The sequence below is a fragment of the Corynebacterium sp. KPL2838 genome (assembly GCF_040225455.1).
GTDB classification, from domain to species: domain Bacteria; phylum Actinomycetota; class Actinomycetes; order Mycobacteriales; family Mycobacteriaceae; genus Corynebacterium; species Corynebacterium rhinophilum.
Genome location: NZ_JBEHFT010000007.1, coordinates 80462 through 92181, shown reverse-complemented (window position 1 = coordinate 92181; position 11720 = coordinate 80462). Strand labels below are relative to the sequence as shown.

Below are 11720 nucleotides of genomic sequence, written 5' to 3'. Positions count from 1 at the left end.
CTTCGTGCTCTCAAAGAAAACTACTCCCTACTAGTCGGTAACTGATTTCTCAGTCCAACTAATGGGGAGCAGTTCAATCTTGCGGAAAATTGACTCCGCTAAGGCAGCGACTAATGAACTTGGGCGGCTTCACAGAAAGCACGGCATCGCCGATCAAAACGATGGCTAGTAGATACGTACCGAATACAGATAAGGACCCCACTCAGGAACCTCCCTTGAAACAGATGCTAAGCACATGAAGCATCGCATGACCCAGCTTTTCTGGGTTGAATTGATTCTACAGCTCAAAACAATCGACCGTATGTGGCGGTGTCCAGCGGAGGCACGACCGGGAATCCAAGCTCGGCATTAAAACCAGAAAACCTCCGCCGCCGCGCTAAGGCACGGTGCGGAGGAATCCTGGGCTGTTGGGTTTACTTACCCAACTTACGACGCTGCACGCGGGTGCGGCGCAGCATCTTGCGGTGCTTCTTCTTGGACATGCGCTTGCGGCGCTTCTTGATGACAGAACCCATAACAGGCGTCCTCACTTTCTTTTAGTACGTACTGTGAACCTGCCGGCGCCTGAAACGGCAAAGGTGCACTCTTTGCCACCTTGGCCGCACATATGCGGGCCATCACGGCGTGCCGACACGAATGCGATCCATCTTACCTAGTCCCCAGCGCGTCTCCAAAAGTGACCCCGATGGCGACGCCGGCAAAAGGAAGCGCGCGGGAAAACGAGACAGCGCCCACCACCGCTGACCAAGAGTGGCCAACAGAAGTGGGCGCTGCCTTAAAGGCGCGAGAACCTACGCTCCGTAAACGGATGCCTCGAGGTACTCGTTAACGGCAGACTCGTGAACGCGGAAAGAGCGTCCGACGCGCACAGCCGGCATTTCGCCTGCGTGAACCAAACGGTAGACAGTCATCTTAGAGACGCGCATGATTTCGGCGACCTCCGCGATCGTCAGAAAGGTTCCTTTTTCTTCATTTGCCATAATTATCTAACCCTTCAGCTCGTTACGCGCTGTAGGCTTCCCCTCCCACAGGACTTCACGCACGTGCTCGTCCCAGCCTATCGTGAAACATGTGACTAATGCGACCCAAGTGCCAAATTTTTTCACAGCAGTTGTTCAGTTCACCGCCAAAAGCGCTGCTTAACAACCGCCCCATGACTCCCGGACTGCCCCCGCGTGGTGCGAGGTAACTACACCCCCACCACGGGGAACTCGCCGCATTTGGCGGGCTTCTAGCCCAGCTCCTTAGCCTTATCGGAGCACGCCTCGGCGGCGCGGTAAAACGCACCGCGCAGGCCAGACTCTTCCAGCTCGCGCACGGCCGCGGCAGTGGTACCGCCTGGCGAGGTCACACCCGCGCGCAGCTGCGTTGCCGAGCGGCCGGAGTTGGCCAACATATCGCCGGAGCCGGCAGCCGCCTGGGCGGCGAGCTTTTCGGCGATATCGCGGGGAAGGCCGAGCTGCACGCCGGCATCGACAAGCGCCTCTGCCACGAGGAAGAAGTAGGCCGGCGAGGAACCAGCCAGGGCGGTCGCAGCGTCGATGTTTTTCTCTGGGATGACCGCGACCTCACCAACGGCCTCAAGCAGCTCTCTCACGCCCTGCATCTGGGTCTCAGTCACGTGCTCACCGGCGGCGCAGGTGCACATGCCGCGGCGCACCAGCATCGGCGTATTGGGCATAACGCGCACAACAGGCACGCCCTCGCCCGCTGCGGCCTGCAGGGCCTCCAGCGTCAGCCCTGCGGCCATAGAAACCACCACGGCGTCCTTGGCCGGGCTAATCTCGCTCAGCAGGTCCAGGATGGCATACGGCTTAACGGAGGCGAAGATATAATCCGCGCCGTCCACCGCCTCAGCGTTATCCGTCGTGACGTTAACGCCATAGTTGCTCTTGAGTTCTTCACCGCGGGAGGCGGTGCGGTTGGTCACCGTGATATCGGAGGCATTAAAGCCCGATTCCACAAGACCCGAGGTCAAAGCCTCACCGATTTGTCCTCCACCTAAAATTGCAATCTTTGTCATAGTCTCCACAATGCCAAAAATAACGCCACCCGGCTACCTCCACGAAGGAAGCAGCCGGGTGGTTCTCAGCAATTCGCCGGTTTAGAGCATGACCAAAAGCAGTGGTCCAAAGGTCAATATAAGCCCGGTAATGCCCGCAAGGAACATGGAGAAGCCATCGCGGGCGGTGCGTAGCGCATGCGTAACTCCGACCATAATTGCAGTCACGCCGAGTGCCAAGATGGCCACAACGATGCGCGGGAAGTTATCCCAAAGAACTTCAAAGCCCTTGAAGATAACAATGGCCAAGACAATGCCCACGACCACCATGATGAGGATAGACATGGGGTTGAGCTTCTCGTGCTCTTCGGTAATTTCCTCGTCCCGGACCTGGGGCAGCTCGCCGGTATCGTCGGACTTCTTCGCGGCCGCAGCAGGTTTTTGCGCAGGCGCGCCAGCCTTGGCCTTGGTTGCGGCATCCTTGGCATCCTTCGCTCCCGCTGCGGTCGCTGCAGCGGCACCAGCCCCAGCAGCGCCCGCCTTTTCCTTGGTGCTGGATTCAGCGGTATCAGCGACGTCCTTGCGCTTGTCCTGCGAGGACTGTGACTTGCCGATGCGCTGGATCACCGCAGTATCATCCGCGGACGGCTGATAAGACTTCTTCTCGGCATCCTTAGCCGCAGCCTTGTCCTCCGGCTCCGACTGCGCAGGCTTCTTTGCCTCCTGCGCGTTTGCCTTCTGCGCGGGGGCGGGCTTGGCGGTCGGCTGCGAGGCGGACCCCGCTGCCGGCTTAGGAGAGGCGGTAGGCCCGCTCGGCTTGCCGTTCTGCTTCGGCGCCGGGGACGCGGTTGGGGTAGCCGCGGAAGGCTTTTCCGCAGCCGGCTTGGGTGAAGCGAATTGCGGCTGGGATGGCTTGGTTTGCGCAGGCTTGCCGATGCCCGACTGTCCCACACCCTGCTTCGAGCCTTCCTGCGTGCCCGTGGCTGGCTTGCCCGCTGCAGACTTGGAGCCGGTCGGCTTCGCAGCGGAACCGCTCGCCTGCTGGGCCTTGGAATCCGAGGTCTTGGACTCGGCGGCCTTGTTTCCCGCGGACTGCTCATCCTTGGACTTCGGCGCCCGGATGACAGGGGCGTCATCGTCGATGGATACGTTGGTGTGCTTCGCCTCAGGCGGGGTGGACTTTACCTTTTTCAGGCTGCCGGTGAGCTCAGCAACGGATACGCCGCCCTCATCGAGGCTCCGCCGACGGCGGCGAGAGGTCTTCTCGTCCTTGTCCGTGCGGTCCTTCTTATTGCGAGCCAGCAGCTCGGCCACGGTCAACTGTTTTTCGTCAGCCATGATCTCTTCCTATTCCAATCCCTTGTCGGTCCGGCGCAAAATAACACCTTCGCGCAGCGCCCATGGGCAGATTTCCAACTTCTCGATACCCAGAGCTCGCATGCTTGCCTCGGCAACCAAAGCGCCGGCGACGATTTGGTGCGATCGGTTCGAACTTACACCCTCGAGGTCCGCTCTGTCTGCTGCAGTCATGCGCGTAATGAATGAAATCAACTGGCGCAGGCCCGGTGCGGTCAAGGTGCGCTTGACGTATGGCCCCGCAGACGAGGGCGCCGCACCAGTCAGCCGCGAGAGGGTGCGGAAGGTTTTCGAGGTGCCCACGGCCAAGCCAGCCGGGCCCATTGCCTTCATCTGCGTGACGGCATCTTCAAGCTCCGCATCGATGAAATCGCGCAGCGCACTGACCTTCTTTTTCTCCGGCGGATCGGTATCGAACCAGTTGTGGGTAAGACGTCCTGCGCCCAGATCGAGAGAGAAAGCCAGGTCAGGGTGTTCATCGGTACCGATAGATAACTCTAGGGAGCCACCGCCGATGTCCAAGTTGGTGATGCGCCCAGCGGACCAGCCGTACCAACGACGAGCCGCGAGGAAGGTAAGCTGCGCTTCTTCCACGCCCGTGAGGATCTGCAGGCGCACACCGGTCTGCTTTTCCACCTCATCGAGTACCGCTTCAGAGTTAGGGGCAGAGCGGACCGCGGAGGTCGCGAAGGCAATAAATTCGGAGCACCCGAGTTTTTCACCCAGCTCGCTTGCCTCACCCACGGCGGACACGAGCTTTTTCAGGCCCTTTTCGTGGATGTTTCCCTTCTTATCCAGCTGTTCAACCAGCCGGAGTGGGGTCTTCCAATCGCTCATCGGAGTAGGCCGTCCCCCCATTGCGGCATCGACCGCAACGAGGTGGACGGTATTACTTCCAACGTCTAATACACCTAATCGCACACCCATAGCGTAGTAGGTCTACCGTGGTTAGGTGTGAATCGCCCAAAATCTGACACCGTTTACCTAGGTTTTCCCGCCAGCTCGCCTGCGGCGGCATCGATTAAAGCCGGGCACGAAGAGGCCCCAGATTTTCCGCGGGAGTGGTTCGAATTTACCAACCCAAACGACCCTTACCATGTCTTTTCCATCGATCTGACGTGGGTGGAATCGCACTACAGCTGCCAATTTGGCACGTCGGCGTGCCGGGGCATCGATAAGAGCCAGCCCGATGTGGGCTGCTGCGTGCACGGTGCATATATGGCCGATGAACAAGACCGCGACCAGCTTTACGATGCCGTCTCCCGCATGCCCGCGCGCTACTGGCAACTGCGCCCAGCGGGGGTAGATGAATTCCTGGAGCAAGAAAACACCGATGAGCTAGAGCCCTGGTTGGAATGGGACGAGCTCGATGGCGAGGATGGCGAACCGGAACCGGCGCTGAAAACGCCCATCGTGGATGGCGCCTGCATCTTTGCCAACCGCGCCGGCTGGGAAACAGGCACCGGCTGCGCGCTGCACCAATGGGCCGTCGATAGCGGCGAGGAGCTGACCGTGGTCAAGCCAGAGGTGTGCTGGCAGCTGCCGCTGCGGCGCTACGAGGATTATGAAGAACGCCCCGATGGGCAGGAGATTTTGCGCACCACCATCGGCGAATATGACCGCCGCGGTTGGGGAAATGGCGGCGAAGACTTTGATTGGTACTGCTCTACCGATGGCGCCTGCCACGCCAATCCGCTGCCAATGTGGCAATCGCACGAGGACGAGCTCGTCGCGCTCATGGGGCGCGAAAGCTACGATATTTTGGCTCAACAATGCCGTGCCCGCGCGGAAGCCGCCGAGCACGGCGTAAAGCTTAGCCAGCACCCAGCCAGTATCAAGGCCGGCTGGTATTAGAGCTCGAATTTATAGCCCAACCCGCGCACCGTCACCAGGTGCTTCGGGCGAGAGGGGTGCTCCTCAATCTTGGTGCGCAGGCGCTTGATGTGCACGTCTAGCGTCTTGGTATCGCCCACGTAATCGGCACCCCAAATGCGATCGATGAGCTGGCCGCGGGTCAGCACGCGCCCGGCGTTGCGCAGGAGGTATTCCAGCAGGTCAAACTCCTTGAGCGGCATAGCCACCGGCTCGTCTGCCACAGTGACGATGTGGCGCTCCACATCCATCTTCACGCGGCCGCCGGACAGGATCTGCTCGTCTTCTGCCTCGGTGCTCTCCGCAGCACCCGCGTGGGAGGACCGATCGTTGCCGCGACGCAACACGGCCCGGATGCGGGCAATGAGCTCGCGGGAGGAATACGGTTTGGTGACGTAATCGTCCGCGCCCAGCTCCAGGCCCACGACCTTGTCGATTTCCGCATCGCGCGCGGTGACCATAATGACCGGCACGGAGGAGGTGGCGCGCAGCTGCTTGCACACGTCGGTGCCGGACATGCCGGGAAGCATGAGGTCAAGCAGCACGATGTCGATGTCATTTTCGCCGAATTTCTCCAGCGCGGATGGGCCATCGAGGGCGATAATCGGCTCGAAGCCTTCCTTGCGGAGTAAGAATGCCAGCGGATCGGCCAGCGACTCTTCATCTTCCACGATGAGAATGGTGGTCATTGTGCTTTATCCTTTCGACGTGCTGCTACGCGTGCTACCGCACGCTGGAGCCCAGGAGCCGCCGCATCGACGGATTCCTTGTCTTCATTATCCTGCAAGTCAGCCTCGTGCGCTGGCTTCTCTTCCTTATATATGGGCAACTCGATGGTAAAAGTAGAGCCCGTGCCCGGGCGCGACCACAGCTTGATATTGCCCCCGTGGTTGGCCACCACGTGTTTGACAATTGCTAATCCTAAGCCAGTGCCTCCCGTCTGCCGCGACCGGGCTTGGTCAACGCGGAAAAAGCGCTCGAAGACGCGCTTATGATGCTCCGGTGGGATACCGATGCCACGGTCCGTCACCCGGATCAACACGACGTCCTCTCCCACCACTTTCTGTGAGACGGAGACCGGCAATTCCTCCGGCGAATAATTAATCGCGTTGGAAATGAGGTTAGACAGCGCCGTTACCAAGAGAGAACGGTCGCCTCTGATCTGCACGCCCTCGGAGGGACCTTGGGTCAGCCTGATGGAGCGCGCGTCTGCGGCGAGCTGATTGCGCGAAATCGCCTCGTCAATGAGATCGTCCACGTAAAGCGGTTGCATTTCCGGCAGCGCTTCGGCGCCCTGCAGCTTGGACAGCGAAATAAGCTCGCTGACCATATCCGCCATGCGGTTGGCCTCTTTTTGCACCTTGTTGCCGAAGTACTTCACGTGCTCCGGATCCTCGGGGTCTTGCAGCAGGGCCTCGGCCAGCAGTGCGATGCCACCCACCGGGGTTTTCAGCTCGTGGGAGACGTTAGCTACGAAATCGCGGCGCGCGGATTCCATGCGCACGTTTTCGCTCTCATCGGTGCCGTAGATGATGATAAAGCGGCCATCGTTCAGCGTCAGCGGCTTGATAACGGCCTTGACCTGAGTGACGCGGTGCCCAGTGCGGCGCTTGGGGATTGCCAGGTCCACGGTGCGGGTTTCCTTATCCTCGAATACCTGCTCTGCGGTCTTCCAGATTTCCGGATTGACGGCGCGATCGTGGACCACGGACATCTCGTGCGCCGCGGGATTGGACAGGATGATTTCCTGATTCCTATCGAGCACCGTCAGCGCCGTAGGAGAGCCCTGGACCGCGAGGTGCAGGCCCTGGCTCACGTTGGTGACCTGGTTTGCCTGGGCGTCGCTGGCGCGCTGGCGGCGTGCCATACGCTCGCGCACCCGAGAAATTAATGGCAGCGCCACCGCGCAGGCAAGCACGCCCGCGAGAAAGACAAAAATTAATTCCACGTGATTAAGCCTAATCATTAGAAAGTCCCCAGGGAGCACCTCCCCGGGGACTTATATGCAGTAGCGGGTTACTTGCCACCCTGCGCGGCAACGGCAGCGGCCCCGGCCTCGGCGGCCTCTGGGTCCAGGTAGGTGCCGCCCTCGTTGACCACGGAGCCATCCTCCGCGATCTCGTAAACCAGCGGGATACCGGTCGGGATATTCAGCCCGGCGATGTCATCATCGGAAATGCCATCGAGGTGCTTGACCAACGCGCGCAGGGAGTTGCCGTGCGCTGCAATCATGACGGACTCGCCCTTCTTAGCCCGCGGCAGAATCTCTTCCTCGAAATAAGGCACGAAGCGCTCGACTACGTCCTTCAGGCACTCCGTCTGTGGGACCTTGTCCAGGTCCGCGTAGCGGGGGTCGTTTGCCTGGGAGTACTCGGCGTCATCGGCAAGCTCGGGCGGGCGCGTGTCATAGGAACGGCGCCATGCCATGAACTGGTCCTCGCCGTATTCTTCCTTGGTCTCGGCCTTGTTCAAGCCCTGCAGCGCACCGTAGTGGCGCTCATTGAGGCGCCAGTCACGAATGACCGGGATCCAGTGGCGGTCGGCCGCATCCAGCGCGATATTGGCGGTGCGGATGGCGCGGCGCAGCAAGGAGGTGTACAGCACGTTGGGCAGGATGCCTTCTTGCGCGAGCAGCTCGCCGCCGCGCTTGGCCTCTGCCTCACCCTTTTCTGTCAGATCAACATCGACCCAACCAGTAAATTGGTTGGATTCATTCCAGGTGGATTGGCCATGGCGAAGAAGAATCAGTTTTCCGTTAGTCATGCCTCCAGCATGCCACGAAACCACACGGCGCGTCAGTGAAGCTAGTCTCCCTTCGCCCGACGTTGGTGGCAGTCCGGCACGGGAATCTGCCGGGCTTCGTCATAAATTTCCGTCAGCTCTCGGGCCGTGTTGGTCCAACTAAAGCGCGCGGCATGCGCGACGGCGGCCTCGCCCATGGCGATGCGTCGGGCGTCATCATCAAGCAGCTGGCTCAAGGAATCCGCCCAGTCCTTCGGCTCGTGGGACGGCACCAGCAGCCCGGTCTTGCCATCGACGACGGCGATGGGCAGCCCACCCACTGCCGCGGCGACGACCGGCGTGCCAGAGGCCTGGGCCTCGAGCGCCACCAGGCCAAAAGACTCGTTGTAGCTGGGCACCGCCACGATATCCGCGGCGCGGTACACACCTACCAGCTCCTCGGGTGGGCGGGGTCCTAAAAAGCGCACGCGCTTTTGCACGCCCAACTCCCGCGCCAATTCCCTATACGCCTCCGGCGAGGCATTCGCCCCAGATGGCCCGCCGCAGATGAGCACCCGGAAATCGCGGGTGGGCTCGCGGTGGCACAGCTCGGCGGCGGTGCGGATAAGAACTTCGGGCCCCTTGAATTTCTGTAGCCGCCCCACAAAGGCCACGACCTTGGTATGCAACGGGATGCCCAGCTCGCGGCGGGAACGCTCAGTGTTGCGGTCGGTACCTGGGGTGAATAGCCCCACGTCAGCACCTGGGGAGACCACGCGGATGATATCGCGCTCGGCATCGTAGTGCTCCGCCAGATCGCGGGCTTCCTGATCGGTATTGACCACCAGGAGATCGGCATTATCCACCAATTGCTGCTCGCAGATGCGCCGCGCCTCTGATTCCACGGTGTCCTCGGCGGTGCGGTAAGCGTTTTTCACCGCTGCCAAGGTGTGGGCGGTGTGGACGAGGGGGATGCCCCATAGATCGCGCAGCAGCCATCCCACTTGGCCGGAAAGCCAGTAATGGGAGTGAATAAGGTCATATTTTTTGCCCTGCCACTTGGCAAATTGCATTACGCCGCCGGAAAAAGCTGCCAGCTGGGTAGGTAGATCTTCTTTTTCTAGCCCCTCAAAGGGGCCTGCCACAATGTTGATCACCCGCAGGTTGGGGGCCACTTCCACGATTTCTTTGTGGCTGGGGCGGGTAGCGCGGGTATAGACATCCACCTCGACACCAAGCTGGGCTAATTGGCAGGCAATATTTAAAACGTAGACGTTCATTCCGCCGGCATCCCCGGAGCCAGGCTGCTCAATGGGGGAAGTATGCATAGAAATCATGGCGATGCGCATGGTAACTCATCTTAGCGGCGCTATACTGACCCCTGCCAACAACCTACGCTACCGAAAGGTCACGCATTGTCCGCTTATGAATCAAAGGCATGGCTCCAGTATTACCCGGAGTGGACGCCGCATAGCCTCGACTATGGCAACACCACCCTGTTGGACCTGTTTGACAATAACCTCAAGGTCAATGGCGATAAGTCAGCCACGTATTTCTTTGGACGCAGCCAAAACTATTCCGAGCTGGACCGCCAAGTGCGCGCCGCCGCAGCCGGCCTGAAGGCCTTTGGCGTGCGCCCCGGTGACCGCGTAGCCATCGTTGCCCCCAATAGCCCGCAGTACATCGCGGCCTTTTATGCCATCTTGAAGCTCGGCGCCCAGGTTGTGCTGCACAACCCGCTTTATACCGCCCACGAGCTGGAGGGTCTGTTCCAGGATCACGGCGCGCGCATCGCCATCGCCTGGGACAAGGCCGCCCCCACCCTGGAGAAGCTGCGGGCTACCACCAACCTGGAAACGGTCGTGTCCATCAACATGATCAACGCCATGCCCACCCTGCAGCGCGCCGCGCTGCGCCTGCCGCTTCCCCCGCTCAAGGCCAAGCGCGAGCAGCTTTCTGCCCCGGCACCAAATACCGTGCCGTGGGAGGCGCTGATTGGTGATGCCATCGGTGGCAACGGCACCGATATTAAGACGCCGGAGGACATTGATAAGGACACCATCGCGCTGGTGATGTACACCTCCGGTACGACCGGCGCACCCAAGGGCGCGATGCTCTCGCACGGCAACCTCGTATCCAACCTGCTCCAGGGCAAGGCGTGGGTGCCAGGCTTAGGCGATAAGCCAGAGCGCATGCTCGCCGCCCTGCCCTTCTTCCACGCGTATGGCCTGACCATGAACGTCACCTTGGCCCAGCTCATCGGCGGCGAATTGGTCATTCTCCCCGTGCCGCAGATCCCGCTCATCATGCAGCTGATGAAGAAGCACACCCCGACCTGGGTCCCGGGCGTTCCTACCTTGTACGAGCGCATCGTCAAGGCCGCCGAGGAGCAAGAAGTACCCATCAAGGGCGTGCGGGCAGCCTTCTCCGGCGCATCCACCCTGCCTTCTGAGACCGTCAATAAGTGGGAAAACGCCACCGGCGGCCTGCTCGTAGAGGGCTACGGCCTAACCGAATGCTCGCCGATTATCGTGGGCAACCCCATGAGCACCGACCGCCGCCCCGGCTACGTGGGCATTCCCTTCCCGGATACCGAGGTGCGCATCGCCAACCCCGATAACCTGGATGAAACCCAGCCGGACGGCGTTGAGGGCGAAGTGCTGGCCCGCGGCCCGCAGATTTTCAAGGGCTACCTCAATAACCAGGAAGCCACCGATGCCGCCTTCCACGGCGACTGGTTCCGTACCGGTGACATGGGCATCATGGAAGAAGACGGCTTCATCCGCCTGGTCAGCCGCATCAAGGAAATCATCATCACCGGCGGCTTCAACGTCTACCCGGGCGAGGTCGAAGAAATCCTGCGCGAGCACCCCAGCGTCGACGACGCCGCCGTGGTGGGCCGCCCGCGCGAGGACGGCTCCGAAGACGTCGTTGCCTGCCTCGATCTTGCCGATGGCGCCGCGCTCGACCCCGAAGGCCTCAAGGAGTACTGCCGCGAGCGCCTGACCCGCTACAAGGTCCCACGCACCTTCTACCACTTCGAGGAACTGGCCAAGGACCAAATGGGCAAGATCCGCCGCCGCGAGGTACAAGAAGACCTCATCAACCGCCTCGAAGCGGAGAAGAACTCCTAAAACACCTAGAGTTCACACCACCATGCTGCGCACCATCGATACCCCCATCGGCCCGCTGCTACTCACCGCAGATGCAGACGGGCTGTCCCGGGTCGACTTCGTCGCGATCCAGTCGGGTCGCCGCGAAACCAGTAAGGTTCGCGGCGAGGTAAGTAGAGACCGCAACGAGGAAAGCAAGGGACACTGCGAAACCAATCAGGTGCGCGGCGAGGTAAGCGACGGGGACAATGGGGGCATCGACAAGCGCGGTGCAGACATCTTAGATGCGGCGCAGGAGCAGCTGGCGGAGTATTTCGCCGGACACCGCCGCGAGTTCGACCTGCCGCTTAACCCGGCACCCACGACCGAATTTCGCGCCTTGATCCATGCGCAGCTAGACACCATCGGCTACGGCGAGGTTTCAAGCTATGGCGAGCTCGCCGCCGCCGTGGGGCGCCCCGCTGCTACTCGGGCGGTCGGTACCGCTTGCGGCGCCAATCCCCTGCCGATCATTCGGCCCTGCCACCGCGTGCTGCGCAGCGATGGAACGCTCGGTGGCTATGCCGGCGGCCTGGATATCAAGCGTTTTTTGCTGACACTCGAAGAAAACTAGAGGATTTCCTCACGTTCTGGGTATACTCGCCCTTTGTAATATT

General features: G+C 60.9%; 12 protein-coding genes. 3 read left to right on the top strand and 9 right to left on the bottom strand.

Annotation, left to right across the window (positions count from 1 at the left end):
* Positions 1-413: 413 nt before the first annotated feature.
* The 5 genes from ABRP98_RS04230 to ABRP98_RS04210 all read right to left on the bottom strand — a co-directional run bounded on the left by ABRP98_RS04230 (position 414) and on the right by ABRP98_RS04210 (position 4279).
* Positions 414-515, bottom strand: a complete 102-nt coding sequence (locus ABRP98_RS04230) for a 30S ribosomal protein bS22 (protein ID WP_003855542.1) — start codon at positions 513-515, stop codon at positions 414-416.
* 276 nt (positions 516-791) lie between these two features.
* A complete protein-coding gene (locus ABRP98_RS04225; protein WP_005276651.1) occupies positions 792-980 on the bottom strand; it encodes a helix-turn-helix domain-containing protein in 189 nt (62 codons plus the stop codon).
* A 251-nt stretch (positions 981-1231) separates the two neighbouring features.
* Positions 1232-2023, bottom strand: coding sequence for a pyrroline-5-carboxylate reductase (proC, locus tag ABRP98_RS04220; RefSeq protein WP_349857676.1), 792 nt, complete (start codon positions 2021-2023; stop codon positions 1232-1234).
* A gap of 81 nt (positions 2024-2104) precedes the next feature.
* Positions 2105-3340, bottom strand: coding sequence for an Rv0497 family membrane protein (locus tag ABRP98_RS04215; protein ID WP_349857674.1), 1236 nt, complete (start codon positions 3338-3340; stop codon positions 2105-2107).
* Positions 3341-3349: 9 nt separating this feature from the next.
* Complete coding sequence (locus tag ABRP98_RS04210; RefSeq protein WP_349857672.1) at positions 3350-4279, bottom strand: Ppx/GppA family phosphatase; 930 nt, start codon at positions 4277-4279, stop codon at positions 3350-3352.
* A 33-nt stretch (positions 4280-4312) separates the two neighbouring features.
* Here ABRP98_RS04210 and ABRP98_RS04205 point away from each other — a divergent pair, with 33 nt between their 5' ends.
* Positions 4313-5212: a DUF3109 family protein gene (locus tag ABRP98_RS04205; RefSeq protein WP_284771000.1), complete on the top strand. Its 900-nt coding sequence runs from the start codon at positions 4313-4315 to the stop codon at positions 5210-5212.
* On the opposite strand, the gene ABRP98_RS04200 is transcribed toward ABRP98_RS04205, so the two are convergent.
* The 4 genes from ABRP98_RS04200 to mshA all read right to left on the bottom strand — a co-directional run bounded on the left by ABRP98_RS04200 (position 5209) and on the right by mshA (position 9300).
* Entirely contained in the window at positions 5209-5919 is a 711-nt protein-coding gene (locus ABRP98_RS04200; RefSeq protein ID WP_349857670.1) for a winged helix-turn-helix domain-containing protein, read from the bottom strand. The two genes, ABRP98_RS04205 and ABRP98_RS04200, sit on opposite strands and share 4 nt — an antisense overlap.
* Positions 5916-7178: a sensor histidine kinase gene (locus ABRP98_RS04195; protein WP_410755951.1), complete on the bottom strand. Its 1263-nt coding sequence runs from the start codon at positions 7176-7178 to the stop codon at positions 5916-5918. The genes ABRP98_RS04200 and ABRP98_RS04195 overlap by 4 nt, the downstream gene beginning before the upstream one ends.
* Before the next feature lie 68 nt (positions 7179-7246).
* Complete coding sequence (locus ABRP98_RS04190; RefSeq protein WP_005276632.1) at positions 7247-7993, bottom strand: phosphoglyceromutase; 747 nt, start codon at positions 7991-7993, stop codon at positions 7247-7249.
* Positions 7994-8034: 41 nt separating this feature from the next.
* The gene (gene mshA, locus ABRP98_RS04185; RefSeq protein ID WP_349857668.1) at positions 8035-9300 is read right to left on the bottom strand and encodes a D-inositol-3-phosphate glycosyltransferase; all 1266 of its coding nucleotides are present in this window, start codon (positions 9298-9300) and stop codon (positions 8035-8037) included.
* A 66-nt stretch (positions 9301-9366) separates the two neighbouring features.
* Here mshA and ABRP98_RS04180 point away from each other — a divergent pair, with 66 nt between their 5' ends.
* Both ABRP98_RS04180 and ABRP98_RS04175 read left to right on the top strand, forming a co-directional pair.
* A complete protein-coding gene (locus tag ABRP98_RS04180; RefSeq protein ID WP_349857667.1) occupies positions 9367-11085 on the top strand; it encodes a long-chain-fatty-acid--CoA ligase in 1719 nt (572 codons plus the stop codon).
* A 22-nt stretch (positions 11086-11107) separates the two neighbouring features.
* Positions 11108-11677, top strand: a complete 570-nt coding sequence (locus ABRP98_RS04175) for a methylated-DNA--[protein]-cysteine S-methyltransferase (protein ID WP_349857665.1) — start codon at positions 11108-11110, stop codon at positions 11675-11677.
* Positions 11678-11720 lie beyond the last annotated feature (43 nt).